This window comes from Chitinophaga sp. 01L420 (genome assembly GCF_056399985.1).
In genome coordinates, this window is record NZ_JBFTSK010000008.1 from 137450 (window position 1) to 163708 (window position 26259).

A 26259-nucleotide genomic window follows, 5' to 3' on the forward strand; every position below is an offset into this window, starting at 1 on the left:
AATTGTAACGTATGAAAAAAAGTAAAGTATATATCAGCGCAGCCCTGCTGGCACTCGGTATGAGCGCCTGCACCAAGCTCGAAGAAAAACCATACAGCGAAATTATCTCAGACCAGTTTTATAATAACAAGCAGGAAGTAATGTCTGCCATCCTGCGTCCTTACACCCATGCGGGTGCATGGGCTGCACCTACCGGCCAAACCGGCTACTGGCGTTTGCAGGAACTCTCTGCCGACCAGCTGGCATGGCCACAGAAAGGCCGGCATGGTTATGACGGCGGTAACTGGATCCGCCTGCATGACCATACCTGGATTGCCAATGAAGACAATGCCTGGAATCCATGGAGACTGATGTTCTGGGGTATGGGTTTCTGCAACAATACCATCAAAGATCTGACGCCACTGGACTTTACCAAAATCGGTATGACCGAAGCTGATAAAACCACCCTGCTGGCAGAAACGAAAGTAGTACGCGCCTGGCATTACTTGAAACTGATGGACCTGTATGGAAATATTCCCGTCGAAACAGTAGTAAACAATTCAGCTTCGCCGGCTACCAAGTCCCGCAAAGAAGTATTTGCATTTGTGGAAAAAGAAATCAAGGACAACATGGACCAGCTGCAACCACTATCGGCCGCCATGGTAGGCCGTACAACCAAAGCAGCCGCTTACTCCATGCTGGTTGAACTGTACCTCAATGCCCAGGAATGGACAGGCACCCCACGCTGGGATGATTGTATCACCTACTGTAATAAAATCATAGCCGGTGAAGGTGGTTCTCTGAATGGTACCGTACCCGCATTGGAACCAGATATTTTCCGTGCTTTCGCCAACACCAACAGCACCTCTGCGGAAGACCTGTTCCAGCTCACCTATGACCTGAGAGCCGGTAACTCCCGTTTCGGATGGCAGGGTGATTTCTGGCACTACCGCCAACGTCAGATCTACAACGCTGATGTAGACGGCAACAACGGTATTGTAGTCATTCCATCTGCATACGATGCTTTCAGGGACAATGATCTCCGTAAACAAAACTGGATGCTCATCGGACCACAGAAAAAAGATCCGGCCCTGCGCACCGGCATCGGCGACAGCCTCGTTTTAGGTACAGAGGAATACGCCGACAAACCACTCATTTTTGTAAAAGAAATACGTAGAAACTCTACCGGTGAAACCGGTGCTGGTGGCATGACCCAGGGAGAAGAAAACAGCGGCGCACGTTTCGCCAAATACCTGCCGGGCAAACAAACCGATGCAAATTACTGGGGCAACGACTTCGTATTATACCGCCTTACAGAAATCTATTTCAATAAGGCAGAAGCCCTCATGCGCAAAGGAGGTGGTATCGCTACGCAGGAAGCAGTAGACCTGATCAATACCTGCAAAAAACGCGCTTTTAAGGCCGAAGACTGGTCTAAGGAAGCTTATACAACTACAAGTCTCACCATGGACGAATTACTGGCTGAAAGAGGCCGCGAATTCATATTTGAGGGCAAGCGCCGCTCGGATATGATCCGCTTTGGTAAGTTCACCACCGCTTCCTGGTGGGATCACCAGCCTTCATCAGACAAGTATAAGCTGTTCCCTATTCCATTCAAACAAACCAGCATCAATCCTAACCTGGTACAAAATCCGGGCTACTGATAAATCTCATTGGTCAGGTGTAGTAAACGATGCCTGCCCGAGTGCGGAAGACAAGAAAGACCATCTCTTTATGAGATGGTCTTTTCTTTTTATCTGGTTGTTACTACAAACTAAATGCATTCACATTTCCTGAGAAATCTGCTACATACAACAAACCGTTGCATATCGCCATTTCAGCAAATACCGGAGCGCCCGTATGAAAACGTGATAATAGCTTACCCGTTTTCAGATCCACCACATACACGTATCCGTCAGATGCGCCAATATAAACGCGGTTACCTGCACACAGCGGTGTAGACTCAATCGTTGCAGAAGAAGGCTGCGTATAAGGAGCAGTATAAAACAACGCTTCGCCAGGCACAAAACGCCACACCAGTTGCTTCGTCTTTTTGTCGTAAGCCGCCAGGCCATTAGTGGCGGTACTAATGAGTATCAACTGATCCGTTACTACCGGTGCCGTCATTGTTTTCAGCGCTTCTTCTACCGGAATACTATCAATCGTTTTACCATCCGCCGGATCAATAATATGCAGTTTATTCAACCCATGTACATATAATTTGCCGTCATAAAACGCAGCAGTGCCACTACGGAAACGGATGCCCTCATCGCTGCGTTTCCAGCGTAATTTACCGGTAGCCAGATCATGTGCAAACAAATGATTCCAGTTGGAAGAAGTAATCAGGCAATCGCCCTGCACCGCCATGGCCGCCGGTGTACCTTCTCCCCCGCTCCAGTCATGGTTGGTCCATTTTACTGCACCGGTCAACRGGTCCAGCGCCTGCATATATTTTCCGGCACCCGTATAATACACACCTGCTTTCACCACACCACCGGAATTGTAAGAAGGCAAACTTTTCATATCACCGGTATGTTGCCAGCGAAGCTTACCCGTAGCAGCTTCCAGCGCATACGTAATACCTTCTGCATCTGTGGCAACTAATAGATGATCGCTGTAACTGATGCTATGCTTAATAGAATTTTTAGTAGGAAACTGCCATACTACTTTACCGGTCCTGGCATCCATCGCTGTAATGCCACAGTGCTTATTTCCTTCATCGTCGATATTACCCACAAATACTTTTCCTTCCGCGCATACCGGAGATGACTTCCACACATTTGCTCCTGTATTGGCAGACCATACCAGGTGTAATTCATTACCGGTGGGTGCATTGGCAACTACCCCAATCCGTTGTGCATTCTGTAACACTTCCGGCCATACCTGTCCGGTAAGGGCGGGTACTTTACTTTTTTCCAGGGAGAAGGTATCCCTTCTGAACAACATATTGCCCGTGCTGGTAGTCGCTTCTACCGTAGAAGTATATACATTGTTTAACCAGGCAGCAGGAATCTCCGTGGTAGCAGCCCAGTTCCAGTCGGTGCGGGGTTGCAGCGGCAACTGTTTCAATAATTGTCCCTTCTTATTGTACAAACTGAAAAGCACCTGCCTCACATTGGCAGATGTATGATAGGTATTCACACTGATCAACATTTCATTACCTTCAAAGGCCACACCAGTGGCTGCAGGAGATACCTGTGTAATTTGATTGCTCACGTAGGTATAACGTCTTTGTACCGCGGAGATACCTTCTTTATCTACATTGATCACATCAAAATTACTGGCAGAGTTGTCTATTCCACCATCTGCCGCCGGTGCAGAACAAAGGGAGCGGATGCCGGTATTACCATGCGTCCGTGCAAAGTTAATATGCCAGTGTCCATAGATCCACGCTTTCAGGTGATGATCATTCAGGTTAATACTATCCTTACCGGCGCGGATCGCAAACAGCGTATCATAGGTAAGCAGATCATGGTTAAAGATGATCACCGGTTTAGCCGGATCGGTATGTGCCAGGTCATTTTTAATCCACTGTAATACATCATCCACGGTATAGGAAGGAGTATAATCTCCATACCACATCGGCGTTACAATAAAATGCGCAGGCCCTGCCTCGAAGGAATAAAACACGGGGCCAAACAACGACTCATACAGCGCTTCACCGTAAGGGCCTTTTACCAGGTCATGATTACCGATGCAATAATACACGGGCAATCCCATGGTCGCAGTATTCACCTGTTTAGCGTGAAACTTCAATCCTTCTTCATAACAGATATCACCGGTATGCACAATAAAATCAGCGTTTTCATTCTTTGCATAATCTTTTGCTTCAGTGATCCAGTTATTGTACACCGCAGTTTCTGTATCTGTTAACCGCACAAACTTAGCCATGCTTTGCTGCGACCGCTTCACCGGCGTCAGTGCAAAATCATAAGCTGTTTTACTGCTGTCTGTTTTAATATAAAATGATTTGGCAAAACGGTAACCTGCCGGGGTTGTAATATATACAAACCTTGCTTTCTGGTGTGTTGGTAAATAAAATTTACCGGTAGCATCCGTCACAGCTACCTGTAAACCATTGGACACCCTTACACCGGCAAGGCCGGCCTCACCTGCATCGCAGGCCTCATTCCCATTTTTGTCTATAAATACTTTGCCGGAAAATCCCTGTGCCACTGCCGCCTGCGTAAAAAGCAGCATCATGGCAGTACGTAATATATTTTTATACATGCCTGTTGTTTTTTTAAACTCAACATAGGTGTAAATAGGAAAGGGAAGGCCATAGCCTTCCCTTTCCTATTTACACATTTTATTACCAACCAAAAATCTGTTTCAATCTGCCGTTCAATACCGTTTGATCCAACGGAATAGGACGATAGTAGAACTTAGGCTCAATGAATGTGCGACCGTTACGATCAGCCGCAAACATAATATGCCCACTATTGCCATTCTCCAGGTAAAAATTCTCGTTCAGATAATAACGACCCATATTTTTCTTAATACTCCAGGGGATGTTATCAATGGAAGATGAATCCTTCAGGGACGGGAGGATAGCTATATCCGGTACATTATCACCTGTCATATCTATTGCACCCACTGCAGGAACATACATTCCTTTAGGAGCTTCTTTCAGCAGGTTACCCGCTTTCCATCTGTTCACATCATTAGCGCGTAATCCTTCACAGGCCAGTTCTACTCTTCTTTCTCTTCTCACTTCCAGGATCACTCCCTTGCTGGCGCCACTTACATTAGCATAGGCTGTTGCCAATACCGGATCAATATTGGTATTAGCAGCTGCCATATTCATATCAGGCATCTGCACACGACTACGTAATTTGTTAATGGTAGCATCGATATCCGCCTGCGTAATAGTACCCAGCTCGGCTTTTGCCTCTGCATAGTTCAACAGCACTTCTCCAAAACGATAGATCGGTAAAGCGGTATAGTTCAGGTTCCAGCCTTTACGCAATGCCGGGTCACGTGGGTAAAATTTCAACTGATCATAACCACCTAAGTTAGGTTTGGCAACGTATAAAATATTATCCATGGTAGTGGAAAATCCAGGATAAGCAACGGTTTCCGCTAAACGTGGGTCACGATTATTGAAGGTGCCAAGGAAACCAATTTTATCATATCCAGCAATAGCCGTAAACGGAGTACCATCTTTCATGAGATAGGTATTCACCAGGCTTTGACTCAGCGACCATACCCAGCCCAATACCGTATGTGAGTTATTACCAATACCCAGAGCCGCCTGGTAATCACGCCACTGAATAATTTCAGGGTTATTATCCAGTGCGGTGCTCACAAATAATGCACGATAAGACGCCGCACCATTGCCACCGGTATACACGCTGAACTTTTTGCTGTCCATTACCTGCTGAGCCGCCCATGCAGCCTTTTCCAGGAATTTATTAGCACTGCTTTGCAGATTTAATTCGTCATGATATTTACGGAAAGTACCTTCAAACAGGCAGAAACGGGACATTAATACCAATGCTGCATATTTATTTACGCGGGTACCATTACCATCTTTTTCTTTCAGATGATCCACCGCATATTGCAGGTCATCCAACACAGAATCAGCTACCATGGCACGTGGATCCCGTCCTTTATACATAGAACTGTCTACATCAGACAATGCATGACCATAATAGGGGACATCAGAGTAGGTGGCAATCTTTGCAAAATAAAATTTCGCACGGAAATAACGGGCTACACCTACATAGTGAGCAATTTCTGCTGCATCTCCCTGTGTTTTGTAAACATTGTCCAGCATAAAGTTTACACGGCGCAACTGATCCCAGTCTTCCCAACCACCAATAGTGGCAGGCGTAATACCGTTATGTACCAGTTTATCCATTTCACTGCCGGTATAGCTGGAGATGTTATCCGAATTGGCATCATCATAAGGAGAGGACAGCTGATTATCATAAAACCCATTTACATAGGTATTGAGATCAGTGGGTGTATTAAAGAATGCATCCGGAGAAATTTCCGTTTGCGGATTACGTTGCAGAAAGTCCTTACTACAGGAAGCTGCGGTAACCCCTAATATGGTGAGTGATAATAAAAGCCACTTATTTTTCATGTTGCACATTTTAGAATTCATTAAAAGTTCAGGTTCAGACCACATGAATAGGTTTTCTGATAAGGATACAAGGCTCCATCCAGTCCTTCCGGATCAATGTTGGCTTTCAGGTGAGAAATCGTAAAGATATTTTCTGCACTGAAGTAGAAACGAACACGATTCAGTTTGATCCGGTCTGTCAGATTCTTTGGCAGCGTATAACCCAGTGTTACATTCTTTAAGCGGGTATAGGCAGCATTCTGCAGGTAACGTGTTTGTGGTGCACCCAGTTCCGAAGCATCTTCCGCGATATATGATTTCAAACGGGGGAAGTAGCCATTCGGTGTTTCTGGTGTCCAGCGATCCAGGTTATGGATCTGTACATTGGTCCATGGTTGCGCATATACACCCCAGAAGTAGTGATTGCTCGGGCCAGGATACCAGTCTCTTTTACCTATACCCTGTATCAGTGCACGGATATCAAAACCTTTATATGAAGCCGTCAGATCCACGCTGTAAGGGAAACGGGGAGCGGTATTACCAATGATCCTTCTGTCGCCGGGATTAGAAATCGTGTTGTCACCATAGTTGATCTTACCATCATGATTGAGATCTCGGAACTTCAGATCACCTACGTAGAAAAGATAGTTCTGATCATCAGATCCTACTGCTGTCTGATCTGCATGATTTTTCAACTCTGTTTCATTCTGGAAAAATCCTTCTGTTTCCAGCCCCCAGATATCACCCAATTCCTGACCATTATAATAGTTCCTGTTATCTATACCTGCATCATAGTTTTTCAATGACCCACTCGGATTCGCAAAGCGTGTAATGAAGGAACGGCTGTCTGCCAGCAATAATTTCACACCATAACTAAAAGGATCCTTACCAATATTGAACTGATCTCTCCAGGACAAAGTCATTTCCCAGCCACGTGTTTTCAGGTCAGCAGAGTTTGTTTTAGGCGCTGGCGCACCATATACATTCGGCAACTCCTGGCTTTTGGCAAACATACCATTGGTATAGCGTGTATAACGGTCATAGCTAAACGATAATCTTTCTTTCAGGAAACTTACATCTATACCACCGTTGATCGTTTTTACCTGCTGCCAGGTATAAGTAGCTGTTACAGGTGTTGGATCATATACTGCCACCGGCAATTTACCATCCAGGATAGTGGATATATTACCTGGACTCATCAATGACATGTAACCATATTCTCCCCATTGCTGATCACCTAACGATCCATAAGAACCACGGAGTTTCAGGAAATCCATTCCAATCGTTTTCTTTATGCCATCAAAGAATTTTTCTTTAGACAGCACCCATGCAGCAGAAGCGGAAGGGAAAAAGCCCCAGCGGTTGTCCGCGCGGAAACGGGAAGAACCATCATTACGGGCATTCAGTTCTACAATATATTTATCGTCAAAAGTATAGTTCAAACGATAATAGATACCTCTTACTGCCCAATCCTTAATATGTTGCTCCTGTTTAACCAAACCAGTTGTCAGCTGTGAAGTAGGTAAACTCGGGCTGATTAACCCATTAGCCGTTAAGAAGAAATTATTATAGTAGTGATACTCCTGGTTGAAACCCACCAGGGCACCCACTGCATGCTTCCTGTTGAATGTTTTGTGAAAATCAGTGTATACGTTAAATACATTGTACTTCACTGAATTGCTGCTATTGGAAGCAGAAGACAGGTTGCCACCGGTATAATTTAAAGGTTGACCAGGGCCCGTACTATAGGGTACCGGAATACTGAATCCTTTACCAACATCATTTCCACGTCTCCAGGTTGCATCTGCTTTTAGAGTCCATACATCTTTTATCAATCCCAGTTCTGCATTCAATGTCGTCATAAACTCACTCCAGGTATCCGCTTTGCGGCCACCACTCTGCAATACACCTAAGAGATTGGCACCATCCGATGTCCAGGTTCCATCCGGATTATGCAATACAGACAAAGAAGGTGTACGGTTTACCGCATTGAAGAAGGAATTATTGGTACTACCGCTGTACATACTGGCGTCAGAGGTGCTGGTAGCAAAAGGCTGGTCATAGGTAGTATTGGTGTACATCGTATTTGTACCCAACTTAAAGCGGTCATTAAAGGTATAGGTAGCCTTTGCACGCAGGTTGTAACGCTCGTACTTATCAGGGTTGCTCTTTAACATACCATCCTGTGAATAATATTCACCTGATAAATAATAATTCAGTTTTTCATCCCCACGGGATACGCTGAAATTAGCGGTGTAAGCGGGTGCTGATTTACTGTACACTTCATGCAACCAATCTGTTTCTCCGTAATAACTATATGATTTAGGATCGTTCGGATTCACAATTACTCTTGGTAAGGAAGGATCCTTGAGGAGTTGTGCGGCATAATCTCTGTCCGGCTGCGGATAAAGATTATATAACGGAGTAGCGGCATCGTGCTTGTATTGCATCACCGTTAGCGGATCCGTAATAATTTTAGGTACCCTGCCCAAAGTACGCACCGCATAGTTGGTGTTGGCACTCACTGCAATGCGTCCGTCTTTTCCGGATTTGGTGGTAATCAATATTACCCCGAAAGCCGCACGGGCACCGTAGATAGCAGCAGAAGCCGCATCTTTCAGTACAGTTACACTTTGGATATCCGCCGGATTAATTCTGGATACCTCATCACTGGTAAATGGAATATTGTCTACCAGGATAAAAGGATCACCACCATTGATAGACGTCACACCACGCAGGTTGAACTTTGCGGCAGAAGAAGAACGGCCATCGCTATTCGTAATATTCAGGTTAGGGATCAATCCCTGTAAACCAGTACCCACGTTGGTAATAGGCCGGCTTTCCAGCTCTTTTCCGGAAATCGCATCTACTGCACCACTAAGGTTTACTCTTTTTTGTTTACCATAACCTACTACCACTACTTCATTCAAACCACTGGAATTGGCTTTCATCACTATATTATAGTGCTGGTCTGCCTTTGCCGTCATCTGCATACTTTCATATCCTACATAGGAAAACTCCAGTATCGCATTTTCCGGCGCGTCCAGGCTAAAACGACCACTTTCATCGGTATGTGCGCCATGGGTAGTGCCTTTTACCAACACTGTTACCCCAATCAGCGGATTACCAGCTTCATCGGTTACTTTACCTTTTATGTTAATATTCAGCACTTTATCTCCTGCCTCCACAATCACCACCAGGTTATCTTTCATCACCTTATAATCCAGTGAAGTGCCTGCCAGTGCATTATCCAGGATAGCCCGCACCGGAGCATCCTTCATGCTGATGGATATCTTCTTATCAGGAATGATGGCGTTTTTATACAGGAATGTATAATCGCTTTGTTTCCCGATTAAGGTCAGGAGCTTCGCAATGTTGATGTTTTTGTAATCAACAGTGATCTTTTCCTGTGAAAATCCATGTGCGCTCAATTGCAGAAAACCTGCACAAAGCAATACAGAAGTTAGTTTCATACTTAGTAACAATTTCCTCATACGCCGACGGGGAATATGAGAAGGCCACCAATGACTTTTTTTCATAAATTTGTTTCGTTAGGTTAAATAATTAGGCCATTACCAGATTGTGTGGATCGGTTTAGTTGTTTTAGCCAGCAATTTTGAAAGGGGAATGTTCGAGCATTTCCCTTTTTTTATTTGCTGACTGCCGTAAAAAAAGTAATATGATTTATATGTCTAAAAGATGTTTACCATATATCAATAACATTTTCCTTATTGTTCACTTCATAATGAAATCCGGATGTTAATTGCAAAGCCTGCAATATCCCATCTATGCTCTGTTTGCGGAAGGCGCCGCTAAATACTTCATGCTTGTAACGGTCGTTTTTAAACCGTACCGTCACATTGTACCAACGCTCCAGGTCGTGTGATAGTTGTTCAAACGTTATCTTATCAAAGTCAAAACGGTCATTCATCCAGGCGGTCGTCTGACTGGCAGCGGAATCCCCCTCCTGGCTTAACTTTACAGGTGTAATGGTATAATTACTATTGTTGGCATTCACTGCTTTCACGGGTAAAGCAGTCATATTCTTTTTATCAATGATTAGTTTTTGCTCTGGCTGCAACACCACCACTTTATGTGCGCCGGCTGCAGCTCCCTCGGTAAAGCTCACCTCTACCTTTCCACTCAGCAACGTGGCTTCTACAGTCGCATCTTCTGCATAGGCTTTTACGTTAAAAACGGTGCCCAGTACTCTTATATTGGCATGCTCTGTTTGAATAATAAAAGGATGCTGCGGATCATGCTTCACATCAAAATAAGCTTCTCCTACCAGTGTTACCTCACGATCTCCATTCAGGAACCTATTCACATCATAGCGTAAGTGACTGCAGGCATTCAGTACCACACTGGTACCGTCTGGCAACACCACAGCGGTTTTAGAGCCATTCCTGGTGACTACTTCGTTGCGGAAATTATGCTTCCCCGGTAGTTGCCATACACTGTATGCAGTTACTAATACCGCTACACACGCAGCCATACCCAGCACCGCTTTCCACGGAAACATCCGTTTTATCTTTCCAGACGCCGGCGTCTCCATCAACCTGCTTATATTAGATAACCCCTCCTGTAACAACTGCTGTTCTTCTGTAGCAGAGAATCCATTATTTTCTTTCAGAATAGTAATATCCTCTACTATTGTATAAGCATAATGAAGCCCGGGGAATTGCAGCAGCAATTCATCCAGTTCTGTTAGCTCTTCCGGAGAAGCCTCTCCGGCAAGCTTTCTGGCCAGCAATATATTGATCCGGTGATCCTCAGTCATCTATTTTGTACGTATTACACCTGAAGGACGAAAAGAAAGAGAAAAACCCCCAAAAAGATTTTAAAAATAATTTTGGGTTGATATTGGAACAGCCACAACCAACAGTAGGGATAAAATACAGCAACTTTCAGACAAAATAATATCGATGGAGAAAAGTTTACGGGATAATTAATTTTGTTAACTTTAGCGTAATCTACGTTATCTAATTTGCAACCATTATCAGCGGACAAAGGAATGGACGAGTGTACAATAAGTGAACTTTTCAATAACATCACAGGGAACAATGATCAGACTGCCTTCCGGGCCTTCTACAATCATTTCTTTGTGACGCTGCTCCGTTTTTCCTATACGCTCACACATTCCAAAGAAGTAGCAGAAGAAATTACCAACGATGTTTTTATGCATTGCTGGCAAAAAAGAGCCTCTCTTTCTCACATAAAAAATCCGCAGGTCTACCTCTTCGTCATCGCCAAAAACAAAGCCATCGATCATCTCCGTAAACAAGCGGCATCCAGGCAGGTATTTTTTGAGGAAGATGAAAAATTGGAAATTGCTTTTGACARCAATCCGGAACAACTCATGATTTCTGCAGAGATGATTCGTAAAATGGAATTTGCGGTGCAACAACTTCCACCAAAATGCAGAATGGTATTTACCCTGATCAAGCAAAATGGTATGAAGTACAAAGAAGTAGCATCTGTGCTCAACCTCTCTGTTAAAACAGTGGAAAACCAACTGGCTATTGCCATGAAACGCTTAACAGCAACTGTAAACTTCACCTTAGGCACCACTCCGAAAGCCGTAAAATAATTTTCTTTATTTCGATTGCAATAACGCGGGTAATCCTTCTTTCTCAAAAATAATTCTTCCTATTTTCAGATCAGACCAACCTGCACGCAACCGGTAGAGAAACTGGGGTACATGGTCCTTCAGCATACAATCAATATACCACGCATTCACTTCTTTCAACAAGGATTGTAACTGGTACAGGTGTGTTGAGATCACAAAAAAACTGCCTTTAAAATGATGTAATCCATTGATCGTTTGTTGAGAAATATCGAGGGCATCATCTACGTTGGTCCCCCTGAATAATTCATCAAATACGGCGAAACAACGTTTACCTGCATGCGCCTCCTGCACCACATTCTTCAGGTGCTGCACTTCCATCATAAAATGACTGTAACCATGTTTCAGGTCATCAGAGAGATTAATGATCACGGTAATGGAATCGAAATACGGTAAGCGGCAAAGGCTGGCTGGCACGCCCATACCGGCATGCGCCAGGTAAACACAAATGCCTATGGCCTTCAGCAGCGTTGATTTCCCCGACATGTTAGGACCTGTCAGCAACATCACCGGACCATTGGTATCGAGGTCATTTTTGACAGGTTGACTTAATGCAGGATGATAAAAGTCTTTCATCTGGAATCCACTGTCTGTAAACTCAGGAAAAACAAATTCATGTTTTACGATACCTTTTGCCATCGACAACCAGGCCTCATAGGCATAAAAAGTTTCCCAATGCCCTTTGGCAGTCTTTTCGTCAATTTTACGATTCAGCAGGTCTAATAAAAATAACTGATCTTTTATACCAAATCGATCCTTACGGATACGATGAGCAATTTCCCTGGCCCGGAACATGGACAGGTATTGCTTTAACGCGGTCATACGCTCCCCAAATACAGGAGGGAATACTTCCGGATCTATTGCTTCAAAATAGGCATGTAACTGCGCCATGAAAAGTGCCAGCTGGGCCAGCCGGCTTCTCATAGAATGTCGGTAACGACGACGCCACAACAGTTGAACGGTGGCAATTATATGATTGCTGTCGTAATAATAATACTGGTCATTTATTCGTGTAAAGGAATGTAGTACTTCTTCAAAGTCGTGTGTCGAATAGGCAATTTCCGTATATACGTAACCGTTATCAATAAACGATTTAAGGAGGACTTGTCTTTCATATACGCCGTCCTGTGTATCTGGTAGCTCAGATAATACGCCAGCCAACTTTTTACGGGCATAAGTGTTGCCGGTAAAATCAAACAGTGGTAGTAATTGCTTTTCTATTTCAAGGTCAGTAACGTTGGCTTTCATCTCTAAAAGATAGAAAGAATATTGGGTCGCCAGATCCTGGCATATCGCTTTTTAACAAAACATATGAGAGCTTGTAAATTTGCTCCCATATATTTTGCAATAACTTACTAATAGGCCAATAATTCTTTGATAACTGCTTCCACTTTTGCAGGTGTCGGTAGCATAGCTGCTTCCAGACCAGTGTTTAAAGGTACTGCCGGTAAGTCCATCGCCCCCATCGTAAATACAGGCGCATCCAGGAACCGGAAGCAGGCTTTTTGAATACGGCCGGCAAGGGCCTGTGCGAAAGAGTTATTGAGTTGTTCTTCTGTCAGAATCAGGCATTTGCCATGTTGTAGTACCATGTCAAAAACAAGGGCTTCATCCAGCGGAAACAATGTGCGCAGATCTACAATGGTAACATTGCCGGGATAGGCTTTGGCAGCAGCTTTGGCCCAGTATACCCCCATACCGTATGTAATCACACACAAGGCATTTCCTTGCGCAACATCTTTAGGATGCGCGTGTAATACCACGTTACCTTTTCCCATCGGCAGCACATAATCTGCTGCAGGTTCCACCATCATGGCATCGAGGGTACCGGGTACTTTACTCCAGTACAGTCCCTTATGTTCCAGCATCACCACCGGGTTCGGATCCAGGAAAGCAGCCTTCATCAAACCTTTCATGTCGGCCGCATTAGAAGGGTACACCACCTTGATGCCTTTAATGCTCAGCAAGGTCGATTCCACGCTACCGGAATGGTAAGGCCCGCCACCGCCATAGGCGCCAATAGGCACGCGTATCAGTGTTTGTACCGGGTATTTGCCATTAGTTAAATAACATGATTTGGATATTTCTGTCACCAGCTGGTTGAATCCGGGATAGATGTAATCCGCAAACTGCACTTCTACTATAGGCTTTACGCCTACGGCAGAAAGCCCCGCAGTAGCGCCTATAATATACGCTTCCTGTATAGCGGTGTTGTATACACGATGAGCGCCAAATTTATCACCAAGTGTAGCGGCTTCTCTGAAAACGCCTCCCAATCTGCGCCCTACATCCTGCCCAAAAAATATAGCCTCCGGATGTTGCTGCATGATTTCTTCTACTGCATGCAAGGCTGCATCCACCATGACCACCTTGGTTTTACCATCGGGGGTGCGGGTACCACTTTCTGCTGTAACAGCTGCGGGTGCAAACACATGCTCCTGCACTGTTTCCGGTGAAGGCTCGGGGGCGGCCACCGCTTTATCAAAAGCTGCCTGTATATCGGCAGCGGCAGTTTTTGCTATTTGATCCAGTACATCTGCGCTTACACCATGTTTCTCCAGCAATGCCCTCAGCTTAGGCTGTGGATCATTGGCAGCATGTTTTTCCAGGTCTTCCGCTGTACGATACCACTCCTTCCGTACGCCGGAAGTATGATGTCCCAACAACGGCACATTTGCCTGCACCAATATAGGCCGGCGTTCCTGGCGAACATAATGGATCGCTGTTTCCATAGCAGCATAGCTGGCCGTGAAATCACTGCCATCCACCCGCATACGTTCCAGTCCTTTGAAACCGGCAGCATACTCATAAGCATCCATCGTGCGTACTTCTGCGGCGGTGGCGGAAATCCCCCAGTCGTTGTCCTGTACCAGGTAAATAACCGGCAGCTGTTTCAATACAGCAAACTGAAAGGCCTCACTGACCTCTCCTTCCGTTACGCTACCATCGCCGAGGGAACATAATACAACGGGCATTTCTCTATCCGGCCCCATTTTCAGCAGGTCAGAATGTACCTGTTCCAGGTATTGTATCCCCTGTGCCATCCCGGTGGTAGGGATTACCTGCATACCGGTAGCGCTGCTCTGGTGGGGTATTTGTGGTTTATCGGCTTCCCGGCTGTTAGGGTGACTGTAATAAGATCTGCCAGCGGAAAACGGGTCGTCTGCTTTTGCCAGCAGTTGCAGCATTAACTCATATGGGGTAAAGCCCATAGCCAGCAACATACTTTCGTCGCGGTAGTAGGGACTTACAAAATCCCATGGTCGTAATTGCAGGCCCGTGGCTATTTGTATGGCTTCATGACCGCGGGAAGTGGAGTGAACATATTTGCAGATGGACCTGTTAGCCTCATAGGTAGCGGCCATACTGCCAGCCTCACACATCAGGCGCCAGGCTGTTAATAATTCAGCCATTTCGCCGCTGTTGCCGTCCGGATTGGAGGCAGGCGTTTTTAAAGTTGAAACGCTTGTGCTATCTTTAAACACAATAAGACTGTTTTGGTGATGATGGTGGTTCAAAAACAATAGTTGCCATAGCAACAGTTGCTAATGCAAATTAAATAATATGCCTGATACTTTCGTCAGTAATCCCTCTTTTTTTAAGTTGGATGCTACGCTCAAAAAATTGCGCAACTATTGGCAAAAAATGTTCGACGCCCAACAGAAGGACATTACAGTGGATCAATGGCTGCTGATAGAGAATTTATATAAACATAAAAAAACCACCCACAACGAGCTGGCCCGTAATACCTCCAAGGATATTACTACCATTTCGCGCATTATTGAATTGCTGGTCAAAAAAGGATTGGTAAAAAGAGAAGCAGACGTGATCGACCGGCGTAAGGTATATTTACAACTAACCCCGGCAGGTGTGGATAAATATAAAGACGTCAAATCGCTGGTATATGATATGCGGAAAATTGGCTGGAAAACGCTGACAGAAACAGATTATGCCGAGCTAACAAGGATTTTGGATACCATCTATGCGAATATCCCTTAACTGATTTCCAGCCGAAACCAATTTAAATTTGCTCATTTTTTCCGTTTTTATCTCATTTTATCATTTTCATACACTCCAGATGTAGAAAATCAGGAAAATGGAAAAAAGCATCCGTCTTTGGGCTCTTTTTATCTTTTTCAGCTCCGAATACGATGATTTCACAACTACTATCTAACTGATAATAAATATTTTACAATACACTATCTCACAAAAAACTTTACTATTCTCTTATTTCTTACAAAAGCATCATAGTGTATTTGACTTATACGGGGATCGTACCCCGGTTAGCCGATGATTAAGGTAAGAGAAGCGGAAATAAGGACTATGGAAGTCATAGAGGATAAACCGTTATCGAAGGTCTGGTATATGTAGACAAACAGGATAGGTTCATTCGTGGTTTTCATACAAAAGGACACAAAATTTGATCGCTTTTTCCGTTTTTTGGAGCTTTTTCAATTTTACAGGATAAAAATTAGCGGAGACCAGCAAGATATACATTGCCAGTCTCCGCTAATTTTTTATCAAAAAGGTCAAATCCAGTAATCGCTTATAGCAATAAAGACAGTTATTTCACAGAAAACTCCAGCAGGCTGTCGTTTTCAATAAAGGCTTCAAAAGCATCTCCTATTTCGGTGGGGCCTACACCAGCAGGTGTACCGGTAAAGATCAGGTCACCGATATTCAGGGTGAAAAAGCGGGAAATATAAGCTACCAGGAAGTCAAAAGAGAATAACAGATCCTGGGTATTACCTGATTGTGCCAGTTCCTTATTTTTATAAAGAACGAAATTAATATCCTTCTTATCCATTTCCGGGGTAATTGGAATGAAGTTCCCTACTACTGCAGAATTATCGAAAGCTTTGGCGATCTCCCAGGGTAATCCTTTGGCTTTTTGCTTGTCCTGCAGATCGCGGGCAGTAAAGTCAATACCAACGGAAATATGATCGTAATATTTATCTGCAAACTTTTCCTGTATATGTTTACCATTCTTGCTCACTCTCAGCACCAGTTCGCATTCGTAATGCAGGTTGCTGGTAAATTCAGGATAATAGAAGGGATGGCCATTCTGAAGGAGTGCATTCTTAGGTTTCATGAACAATACTGGTTCAGTAGGCACTTCATTCTTTAATTCTTTGGCATGGTCGGCATAGTTCCTGCCTACGCAAATAATTTTCATAATGCGTTTGTTTTTAAAGATAAAAAAAACAGATAGGTATCAGCTATACAAATTTACGTTACAACAGGAAAGTCAGTTTGTTACATTCATTCATAGTACGGGCAATACCAATGCTGGCAAAATTCTCGATAATTTCCGTGCTTTTATTAATCTTTTCCTGCACAACAGGTTCCTCTGTATTTTTCCATTTACTGAGTACAAACTCCACTTGTCTGCCTTTGGCATAATTGTTACCCACTCCAAAACGCAGGCGGGGATATTGATTAGTGCCCAATGATTCCTGAATACTTTTCAGTCCATTGTGTCCGGCATCACTGCCTCCGGGACGGAGTCTGATCACATCCAGCGGAAGGGCCAGATCATCCAGGATCACGAGCAGGTTTTCAACCGGGATCTTTTCTTTATCCAGCCAGTATTTGATGGCTCTGCCACTGAGATTCATGTAAGTGGTAGGCTTTATAACAATAAATGTTTTGCCTTTCCATTTGCATTCAGCTACATCTGCGAGGCGATCGTTATTAAAAACTGCTTTATGTTTGGCAGCAAAGGCATCTGCCACATCAAACCCGATATTATGCCGGGTATGTTTGTATTCGTCTCCGATATTGCCTAATCCTGCAATTAAGTATTTCATTTCTCAGATCAATTACAACGTTAGAATTACGAATTACAAATTACGAATTACGGATTTATGAGAAGATAAATAGCGGATATCTTCCCGTTAGCCATCTACCCACAAATCCGCAATTCGTAATTTGTAATTCGTAATTCTAAATTAAAAAGCCCCTCTAAAAGTAGAGAGGCTTTTTGAAAAAATATTTCTAAAAGATTATTTCTTTTTAGCGTCTTTTTCAGCAGTTGCTTCTTCCTGACGCAGCTGACGGGTCATTACCACAGAAGCGATAGGAATACGTGGAGAGTTGGTAACTTCAATACCTTCAATTTTCACGTCTTCTACGCGGATGTTTTCGTTCAGTTCCAGGTTATCGATGTTTACTTCGATATTCTCTACCAGGTTCTTAGGAAAAGCTTTCACTTTCAGCGCTTTCAGTTTGCTAACCAGTTTACCACCGGCTTTAACACCTACAGAAGAACCTACCAGTTTGATAGGAATAGTAACGGCTACTTGTTTGTCTTCTACCAGCTCCATGAAATCGATGTGAGCGAGAGAGTCAGTAACTACGTCAAACTGCATATCTTTCAATACGCATCTGTAAGTTTTAGCGCCCAGTTTAATTTCTGCAATCTGGAAAGCTGCAGTGTAAACCAGTGTTTTGAATGCTTTGGCAGGAGCTGAAAAATTAACAGTTTCTGCACCCCCGTAAATAACGCAAGGCACTTTTTCCTCAGAACGGATCTGGCGGGTGGCTTTTTTGCCGAATTCGCTCCTGAGTTGTCCTTCGATGGTTATTGTGTTCATTGTTTAGACAATTTATATTGATGATTAAAATACGTTATGAATCTCCCCGGCGATGGCTGTGAATAAACAGACTGGTGATCGATTTGTTTTCGTGCATATTACGGATAGCTACCGCAAAAAGCTCTGCTACTGAAATCACCTTGATCTTGGAATCCGGCCCCTGCGGTTTGATAGGAATGGTATCACATACCACTATCTCCTGCAGTACTGAGTTCTGGATGTTTTCGTACGCATTCCCGCTAAATACCGGGTGAGTACAAAATGCACGTACACTTCTGGCGCCTTTTTCCATTAACAGGTTAGCAGCTTTGGAAAGTGTTCCTGCAGTATCACAGATGTCGTCAATCAGCACAATATCCCTGTCTTTCACATCCCCGATCACTACCATTGATGCTATTTCATTGGCACGTTTACGATGTTTGTCGCAAATAACCATCTCAGCATTAAAGTAAGACGCAACCTCACGCACTCTATTAGTGCTACCTACGTCAGGGGACGCAAAGGTAAGATTTTCTAACCTTAAATTCTCTATATAGGGAATAAAAATAGCGGAACTATCCAGGTGATCTACCGGGATATCAAAGAACCCTTGAATTTGCGGAGCATGTAAATCCATGGTTATCACCCTGTTAGCTCCTGCTGAAGTAAGCAGATTTGCTACCAGTTTAGATCCGATAGCCACACGGGGCTTATCTTTTCTGTCCTGGCGGGCGTAGCCGAAATAAGGGATGACTGCTGTAATATAGCCGGCAGAAGCGCGTTTGGCCGCATCGATCATCAGAAGCAGTTCCAGGAGATTATCGGATGGCGCACTGGTGCCCTGAATCAGGAAAACATAGTCGCCACGGATACTCTCCAGGAATACAGGCTGGATCTCGCCATCGCTGAATTTCTGAATTTTTACTTTGCCAAGACCGCCATTAAGACCCTTGCCATATTTCTTGGCAATTTTCTCGGCCAATGCCGGATTGCTGTTGCCTGTGAAAATTTTTACTGAAGGTTGCATACTAGATACTAGTGGAAAAGAGGTTGCAAAACTATGATTTTTGGGAGTACCAGCCTGATTTTTTTTGAAATACAAATCATATAGTTGTTTTAAAACAACTATAAATTACATTGTATCAAATCATTCGAAAAGGTAAATCGTCCCGAAAAATTCCCATAACGATCGATACCCAATATAACAATTTTATAACGATCCGGGAGAAAATGGGACAAAAATGTGGTGGGTGGCCGCATAATTCCGGAAGAGTGATCGTATATTTGAGTAAATGGAATAAGTCATGTTTGTTAACGTTAAACCAGCTCCCCACCTGGCCATGCGTCAATGGCCCGAAAACGAAAAGCCCAGAGAAAAGTTAGTAAATATTGGCGCTGCCGCACTCAGTGACGCAGAATTATTAGCCATTTTACTACACACAGGACATAAAAATAAATCTGCCCTGGAACTGGCCACAGAAATCCTCCGTCYGGCCCACAACAACCTGTCAGAACTCGGGAAAATAAATGTGAAACAGCTACAGCAGCTCCATGGTATGGGCCATGCCAAAGCAGTAACGGTTTTAGCCGCCATGGAACTGGCCCGCAGAAGACAGGCAGGTTCCATTCACAAAAAAACCGTGATCAACAACGGCTCCGATGCCGCCTTGTTCTTCAAACCTTTACTGGCCGACCAATGCCATGAAACCTTCTACGTCATGTTCCTAAATCACGCCAATAAGGTACTCCGTTATCGCTGCATGAGCAGTGGTGGCATGACCAGCACCGTAGTAGATCCCCGCATCATTTTCCGCGAAGCCCTCGATGCCAATGCCACCAAATTACTCCTCTGCCATAATCATCCCTCCGGCAGCTTGCGCCCCAGCCAGGCAGATATCCGCATTACCCACAAGATAAAAGACGTGGGCCTCCTCTTCGATATTGACGTAATGGACCATATCATCGTTTCCGAAACAGGCTATTGCAGCCTCGTAGAAGAAGGGATGATCTGAGATGATGATATTTGTTTACTTTCGCACATATTTATTCATTTTCCATATGCTCAAAATAGGACTCTTCGGCGTAGGACATTTAGGTAAAATACACCTCTCTCAACTGGCCACCATGAAAGACGTAGAAGTTGTAGGCTTCTATGATCCAAACAATGCAAACGCAACCAGCATCTCCGAGCAATATAATATTCCGCGCTTTACCGTGGCGGAAGAACTGATACAGATCGTAGATGCCATAGACATTGTGGCACCTACCACCCTGCACTTCAAATTATGTGAACAGGCTATCCGGAACGGCAAACACATATTCGTGGAAAAACCCATGACCAACACCATGGATGAAGCCAAAACACTGGTAAAACTGGTGGATGAAGCGAATATCAAATTTCAGGTAGGACATGTGGAACGCTTCAACCCTGCCTTCCTGGCGCTCAAGGGATATGATCTTAAACCCATGTTCATTGAAGTACATCGCCTGGCAGAATTCAATCCCCGTGGCACCGATGTAAGCGTGATCCTGGATCTGATGATCCATGATATCGATATTATACTGAGTATCGTGAAATCTACCGTAAGTCGCATTTCCGCCAGTGGCGTAGCCGTAATGAGCGACACCCCGGATATTGCCAACGTACGCATCGAGTTCCATAATGGTTGTGTTGCCAATCTCACCTCCAGCCGCATCTCCCTGAAGAAAATGCGCAAAATGCGCCTCTTCCAGAAAGACGCCTACATCGGCATTGACTTCCTGGATAAAAAAGCAGAGATCATCAAACTGAAAACTCCGGAAGACGAAGGATTATTTACCCTGGACATCGAAACCAACAACGGCAAAAAAACCATCGCGATCGATAATCCGGAAATCAAACAATCCAACGCCATCCGTATGGAACTCGAAATGTTCCGTGACAGCATCCTGCAAAACAAACCAGTAGTCGTGAATGCGATTGATGGCCTCCAGGCAATGGATGTAGCGCATCAGATTTTAGCGAAAATAAATAAGGGTCTGTCCGAAACAGCCGCCGCAAAATAACTCCGATTGTAACAAAAGCCGCCGCCTGCCCGTTTTCAGAAAGCAACCAAACACTTATGAAACGAATACTATTAGTGCTGACGGCGGCTTTGATCCTTACTTCCTGTTTCAAGGACCCTCCGCCTCCTGTTACCACCTACATGTGGTACAAGGAAACACTTTGCAACGATCCCTGGGGCAAAGCGCTGACCACCAGCAGCGACACAGTAGCTGCCTGGTTTTCCAAACAAAAAATCTTCTTTAAAATGATCACCATTCAGGGACAAATATTTTCCGGCGCCGCTGATTATACCAAATGCGATACCATTACCAATCGGCTGATTACGGCAGAAGTGTACTTTGCTGATACTGCAAAAGCAGCAACAGCAGGCTTTAGAAAGGATTAAAATTTAATTTCCCGGGGGGATAACGACAATGTATATACGCTGTCCTTTCACAGCATTTACGGATGTACCGAAAAATATTGCTTACTCTCTTTCCTTCAGCAACGCCTCAGCAATAGTAAGGTCCAGCGGTTTGGTAATTTTGATATTAGACTCCTCTCCTGCCAGCAGGTACACGGGATGTCCCAGTCGCTCCACTACCGTAGCTTCATCCGTAAATAACGGATCATAAGGCAGTTCAAAAGCAGGTAGAATCAGTTCAGAGAGAAAAGTTTGCGGAGTTTGAATAATTTTGAAACGATCGCGGTCCACAGCAGCATTAGCGCCGGCTGTTATCTCCCGGATACTATCTTTCATATCAATTACAGGAATAGCACTGCCATGGCTGAGTGCAGCTTCATAACAGGCACGGATCAACGTAGTGGATACCAACGGCCGAACCCCATCATGTATAAACACCACAGATGGCTCCGTCACTTGCTGTAAACCGTTTTTCACAGAATGAAAACGTGTTTCTCCACCTTTTACAATGGTAATAGTTGGTAACTGATCAAAAGCCAGCAATAAATGATTGGCAAAAGTGAAATGGGCTTCCGGTAGTACCAGCACAATTTCCATATCCGGGAAAGCGGTGGCGAAAGCAGCTATAGTGTGGTATAATACAGGTTTTCCTGACAGGTCCAGGAACTGTTTTGGAACAGCGCTCTGCATCCGGGTACCGGAACCTCCGGCAACGATGATGGCTACTTTTTTATATTCCATATAAAAAAGAATTACGAATTACAAACTTCAAATTACGGGTGTGTAATTTGAAATTCATAATTCGTAATTCGTAATTTTTTAAACGATCAGCATGGCATCGCCATAGCTGAAGAAACGATATTTTTCTTTAATCGCCTGYTGATAAGCTTCCATGATCAGATCATATCCTGCAAATGCACAGGTCATAATCAACAAACTGGTCTTAGGCAGGTGGAAGTTAGTTACCAACGCATTTGGAATAGCAAATTCGTACGGCGGATGAATGAACGTGTTAGTCCATCCTTCAGCTGCTTTCAGGTGGTTCTGCGCAGTTACAGAAGATTCTACAGCACGTACAGAGGTAGTACCAATAGCGCAGATCTTGCGGTTTTCTTCTTTTGCTTTGTTCACCACTTTCACCGCGTGATCTTCAATGTGAAAATACTCCGCATCCATTTTGTGTTTGCTCAGATCTTCTACCTCAATCGGGCGGAAAGTACCTAAACCTGTGTGCAGCGTTACTTCTGCAAACTTAACACCTTTGATTTCCAAACGCTTGATCAACTCACGGCTGAAGTGCAAACCTGCAGTAGGTGCAGCTACAGCGCCTTCATACTTGGCATACACAGTCTGATAACGCTCCTTATCTTCATCTTCCGGCTTACGTTTAATATACTTAGGCAACGGAGTTTCTCCCAGCTGATCTAACACCTGTTTGAATTCCTCGTCATTGCCTTCAAATAAGAAACGAATAGTACGGCCTCTTGAAGTAGTGTTATCAATTACCTCTGCCACCAATGTCTCGTCATCGCCAAAATACAATTTGTTACCCACACGGATTTTACGCGCCGGGTCAACAATTACATCCCACAAACGGTTTTGCTTGTTCAGCTCACGCAGCAGAAATACTTCAATTTTTGCTCCTGTTTTCTCTTTACGGCCATATAACCTTGCAGGAAATACCTTGGTATTGTTCACGATCATTACGTCCTTGTCATTGAAATAACCGAGGATGTCCTTGAATACTTTGTGTTCAATTTTGCCGGTATTACGATGTACCACCATTAAGCGTGATTCATCTCTTGTCTTGGTAGGGTGCTGGGCGATCAGATTTAAAGGAAGATCGAATTTGAACTGTGATAGTTTCATATTACGGTATGAATGAATTTTAGAGGTGCAAAGCTACCGATTATTATCTATATCATCAAAAAATGATATGAAAATCATAATAATCAAATAATTATATATTATATTCCTTTAGGAATCGCTGCAATCAGTTGTTGTGTGTAAGCGTTTCCGGGATGGTTGTAAACGGCATCTGCCGCCCCGGTTTCTACGATCCTGCCCCGCTGCATCACCATCATCCGGTCACTGATAAACCGCACTACGGAAAGGTCATGCGAAATAAAAATGCAGGTGAAGCCCAGCTCCTCTCTCAAGCGGATCAGCAAATTCAGTACCTGTGCCTGGATACTCACATCCAGTGCAGCTACAGATTCATCACAGATAATAAACGATGGCTCCACCGCCAATGCTCGCGCTATCACAATCCGCTGCCGCTGTCCACCTGAAAACTCGTGCGGATAACGGTTATAATGATCAGCGGGAAGGTTTACCTTCTCCAGTAACTCCAGTACTTTTTCTTTTTGCCTGCGGGCATCACCATATAATCCATGTACCTGCATAGGTTCCAGGATAGCGGCACCAATAGTTTGCCGGGGATTCAACGAGGCATAAGGATCCTGGAAGATAAGCTGCATATCCTTGCGCAGCGCCCGCATATCACCGGCTGATAAACTCCGCACGTCCTGTCCCTTATAAATAATACTGCCTGCTGTTGGTTCTATCAATCTTAATAAAGATCTGCCGAGTGTAGTTTTGCCACAACCGGATTCGCCCACCAGGCCCAGGGTTTCGCCTGTTCTTACAGTAAAGCTCACATCATCTACTGCTTTTGCCCACTGTAATACTTTGCCGGTAATACTTCTTTTAACAGGAAACCAGGTTTTAAGACCGGTTACTTCCAGCAAAGGTGCGGCTGCAGCCAGCTGCTGTTCCCGTTGCCGCAAAGCAGCTTCCGGAACCACCAGTGAATGCACCAGCTCCTGTATGGCCCCGGCCTTTTCGTATATCTGTCCCTGTGAGTCTGTTTCCATAAAATCACGGATAACGGGTAGTCTTACCAAACGCTTATCCAGCGGAGGGCGACAAGCCAGCAATCCCTTGGTATACGGATGTTTCGGATGCAGAAATACGTCCCTGACATTTCCTTCTTCCACAATATTTCCTTTGTACATCACCACTACCCTGCTGGCAATTTCTGCTACCACGCCCAGGTCATGTGTAATGAAAATAACGCTCATATCCATTTGCTGCTGCAACTCCCGGAGCAATTCCAGGATCGCTTTCTGAACAGTAACGTCCAATGCCGTGGTAGGTTCATCGGCTATCAACAGCCGGGGATGGCAGGAAATGGCCATCGCAATCATCACCCGTTGTTTTTGTCCGCCGGAGAGTTCATGTGGATAACGATCCATGATGCCGGCCGGATCAGGTAATTTCACTTTTTCAAACAGGGCTATCACCTGTTCCCTCGCTACTTTACGTGTACTGCGCTGATGTAAACGGATTACCTCTGCCACCTGCTCCCCACAGGTATGCAGTGGATTGAGTGCGGTCATGGGTTCCTGAAATATCATGGCTATTTCGTTGCCCCGATAGCTGCGCATATCGGCATCGGGCAACTGTAGCAGGTTTACTGCTGTATCGGTTGTTGCCTGGTATAGGATCTTTCCACCGGAGATGGTGCCTGGCAAATCTATCAGCCGCATGAGCGAGAGGGCGGTAACGGATTTACCCGAGCCGGATTCTCCTACTACGCCCACAATTTCACCCTTGCCTATGGAAAGGGAAATCTGATTAACAGCTGTTGTTCTTGTTTGGCCGGCCTGGAAAGTAACTTCCAGGTCCTGTATCTCTACCCGCGTGGAAAGCATACCCGGAAGATACAACAATTCTAAAAACGCAGATGTCTTACTGTCTGGTGACTTTCAATCAGCTTCTGTAAAGAATCAACGCCTACTTTCAGGTGACGCTCTACAAATTTGGTGGTTACTTTCTTATCGCTTTCTTCTGTTTTCACGCCTTCCGGAACCATTGGCTGATCGGATACCAGCAACAATGCACCGGTTGGAATTTTGTTATAGAAACCCACAGAAAAAATAGTGGCTGTTTCCATATCTACCGCCATCGCCCTGATTTTTTCCAGGTACACTTTGAATTCTGCATCATGTTCCCACACGCGACGGTTGGTGGTATAACAGGTGCCAGTCCAATAATCGTGACCGGAGTCGCGGATAGTGGTGGAAATCGCTTTTTGCAGCGCAAACGCAGGCAGCGCAGGCACTTCCGGCGGAAAATAATCATTGCTGGTACCTTCTCCGCGAATAGCCGCAATAGGAAGTATCAGATCGCCTATGTTGTTTTTCTTTTTAAGTCCGCCGCATTTACCGAGAAATAATACGGCTTTGGGCGTGATGGCAGAGAGCAGGTCCATGACGGTAGCCGCTCCCGGACTTCCCATACCAAAGTTAATAATGGTAATATCGCCGGCAGTGGCGCATTGCATAGGTCTACCGTGGCCAACGATTTCTACGTTGTTCCATTCGGCAAACATGGTCACATAATTACTGAAATTGGTGAGGAGGATATGGGAGCCGAAGTGCTCCAGTTTCTCACCCGTGTAGCGGGGCAGCCAATTAGCTACAATTTCTTCTTTTGTCTTCATAGCCTTTTGACAAGCAAATATAAGGTTTTGTTCGCTAACGGCAATATTATCCT

General features: G+C 44.5%; 20 protein-coding genes. 6 read left to right on the plus strand and 14 right to left on the minus strand.

Features of this window, described 5'->3' with window-relative positions; genetic code table 11:
• The first annotated feature begins 11 nt into the window (after positions 1-11).
• Entirely contained in the window at positions 12-1643 is a 1632-nt protein-coding gene (locus AC1DP6_RS10640) for a RagB/SusD family nutrient uptake outer membrane protein (RefSeq protein ID WP_477054776.1), read from the plus strand.
• Between the two features lie 103 nt (positions 1644-1746).
• Here the strand turns inward: AC1DP6_RS10640 and AC1DP6_RS10645 are convergent, their stop codons facing one another.
• From AC1DP6_RS10645 to AC1DP6_RS10660, 4 genes are all read right to left on the minus strand, one after another.
• Entirely contained in the window at positions 1747-4209 is a 2463-nt protein-coding gene (locus AC1DP6_RS10645) for an outer membrane protein assembly factor BamB family protein (protein WP_477054777.1), read from the minus strand.
• 82 nt (positions 4210-4291) lie between these two features.
• Positions 4292-6070, minus strand: a complete 1779-nt coding sequence (locus AC1DP6_RS10650; protein WP_477054778.1) for a RagB/SusD family nutrient uptake outer membrane protein — start codon at positions 6068-6070, stop codon at positions 4292-4294.
• Positions 6071-6090: 20 nt separating this feature from the next.
• Positions 6091-9522, minus strand: coding sequence for a SusC/RagA family TonB-linked outer membrane protein (locus AC1DP6_RS10655; RefSeq protein ID WP_477054779.1), 3432 nt, complete (start codon positions 9520-9522; stop codon positions 6091-6093).
• Between the two features lie 230 nt (positions 9523-9752).
• Positions 9753-10829, minus strand: a complete 1077-nt coding sequence (locus tag AC1DP6_RS10660; protein WP_477054780.1) for a FecR family protein — start codon at positions 10827-10829, stop codon at positions 9753-9755.
• Positions 10830-11036: 207 nt separating this feature from the next.
• Here AC1DP6_RS10660 and AC1DP6_RS10665 point away from each other — a divergent pair, with 207 nt between their 5' ends.
• The gene (locus AC1DP6_RS10665; RefSeq protein WP_477054781.1) at positions 11037-11639 is read left to right on the plus strand and encodes an RNA polymerase sigma-70 factor; all 603 of its coding nucleotides are present in this window, start codon (positions 11037-11039) and stop codon (positions 11637-11639) included.
• Between the two features lie 6 nt (positions 11640-11645).
• Here AC1DP6_RS10665 and AC1DP6_RS10670 read toward each other — a convergent pair whose 3' ends face one another.
• Positions 11646-12923 (minus strand): MutS-related protein, encoded by a 1278-nt coding sequence (locus tag AC1DP6_RS10670; RefSeq protein WP_477054782.1) that lies wholly within the window; start codon positions 12921-12923, stop codon positions 11646-11648.
• Between the two features lie 107 nt (positions 12924-13030).
• Complete coding sequence (locus AC1DP6_RS10675) at positions 13031-15160, minus strand: alpha-ketoacid dehydrogenase subunit alpha/beta (RefSeq protein ID WP_477054783.1); 2130 nt, start codon at positions 15158-15160, stop codon at positions 13031-13033.
• 79 nt (positions 15161-15239) lie between these two features.
• On the opposite strand from AC1DP6_RS10675, the gene AC1DP6_RS10680 reads away from it, so the two are divergent.
• Complete coding sequence (locus tag AC1DP6_RS10680; RefSeq protein WP_477054784.1) at positions 15240-15674, plus strand: MarR family winged helix-turn-helix transcriptional regulator; 435 nt, start codon at positions 15240-15242, stop codon at positions 15672-15674.
• 565 nt (positions 15675-16239) lie between these two features.
• Here AC1DP6_RS10680 and AC1DP6_RS10685 read toward each other — a convergent pair.
• The 4 genes from AC1DP6_RS10685 to AC1DP6_RS10700 form a co-directional block, all read right to left on the minus strand.
• Positions 16240-16851, minus strand: a complete 612-nt coding sequence (locus AC1DP6_RS10685) for a fumarylacetoacetate hydrolase family protein (protein WP_331959262.1) — start codon at positions 16849-16851, stop codon at positions 16240-16242.
• 58 nt (positions 16852-16909) lie between these two features.
• Positions 16910-17485 carry an aminoacyl-tRNA hydrolase gene (gene pth, locus AC1DP6_RS10690; protein ID WP_477054785.1) on the minus strand — a complete coding sequence of 192 codons (576 nt, stop codon included), beginning with the start codon at positions 17483-17485 and terminating at the stop codon, positions 16910-16912.
• Positions 17486-17680: 195 nt separating this feature from the next.
• Positions 17681-18271 (minus strand): 50S ribosomal protein L25, encoded by a 591-nt coding sequence (locus AC1DP6_RS10695; protein ID WP_477054786.1) that lies wholly within the window; start codon positions 18269-18271, stop codon positions 17681-17683.
• Positions 18272-18305: 34 nt separating this feature from the next.
• Complete coding sequence (locus AC1DP6_RS10700; RefSeq protein ID WP_477054787.1) at positions 18306-19277, minus strand: ribose-phosphate pyrophosphokinase; 972 nt, start codon at positions 19275-19277, stop codon at positions 18306-18308.
• Between the two features lie 277 nt (positions 19278-19554).
• Here AC1DP6_RS10700 and radC point away from each other — a divergent pair, with 277 nt between their 5' ends.
• The 3 genes from radC to AC1DP6_RS10715 are packed head-to-tail and all read left to right on the plus strand — an operon-like array spanning position 19555 to position 21681.
• Positions 19555-20262 carry a RadC family protein gene (radC, locus tag AC1DP6_RS10705; protein WP_477054788.1) on the plus strand — a complete coding sequence of 236 codons (708 nt, stop codon included), beginning with the start codon at positions 19555-19557 and terminating at the stop codon, positions 20260-20262.
• A gap of 46 nt (positions 20263-20308) precedes the next feature.
• A complete protein-coding gene (locus tag AC1DP6_RS10710) occupies positions 20309-21295 on the plus strand; it encodes a Gfo/Idh/MocA family protein (protein WP_477054789.1) in 987 nt (328 codons plus the stop codon).
• Between the two features lie 56 nt (positions 21296-21351).
• On the plus strand, positions 21352-21681 hold the full coding sequence (locus AC1DP6_RS10715; RefSeq protein WP_477054790.1) for a lipoprotein: 330 nt from the start codon (positions 21352-21354) through the stop codon (positions 21679-21681).
• Between the two features lie 81 nt (positions 21682-21762).
• Here AC1DP6_RS10715 and AC1DP6_RS10720 read toward each other — a convergent pair whose 3' ends face one another.
• The 4 genes from AC1DP6_RS10720 to AC1DP6_RS10735 all read right to left on the minus strand — a co-directional run bounded on the left by AC1DP6_RS10720 (position 21763) and on the right by AC1DP6_RS10735 (position 26206).
• The gene (locus AC1DP6_RS10720; protein WP_477054791.1) at positions 21763-22440 is read right to left on the minus strand and encodes a 2-C-methyl-D-erythritol 4-phosphate cytidylyltransferase; all 678 of its coding nucleotides are present in this window, start codon (positions 22438-22440) and stop codon (positions 21763-21765) included.
• 78 nt (positions 22441-22518) lie between these two features.
• Positions 22519-23568, minus strand: a complete 1050-nt coding sequence (gene queA, locus AC1DP6_RS10725) for a tRNA preQ1(34) S-adenosylmethionine ribosyltransferase-isomerase QueA (protein WP_441572709.1) — start codon at positions 23566-23568, stop codon at positions 22519-22521.
• 98 nt (positions 23569-23666) lie between these two features.
• Complete coding sequence (locus tag AC1DP6_RS10730) at positions 23667-25415, minus strand: ABC transporter ATP-binding protein (protein ID WP_477054792.1); 1749 nt, start codon at positions 25413-25415, stop codon at positions 23667-23669.
• Between the two features lie 20 nt (positions 25416-25435).
• Positions 25436-26206, minus strand: coding sequence for an AMP nucleosidase (locus AC1DP6_RS10735; protein WP_477054793.1), 771 nt, complete (start codon positions 26204-26206; stop codon positions 25436-25438).
• Between the last annotated feature and the right edge of the window lie 53 nt (positions 26207-26259).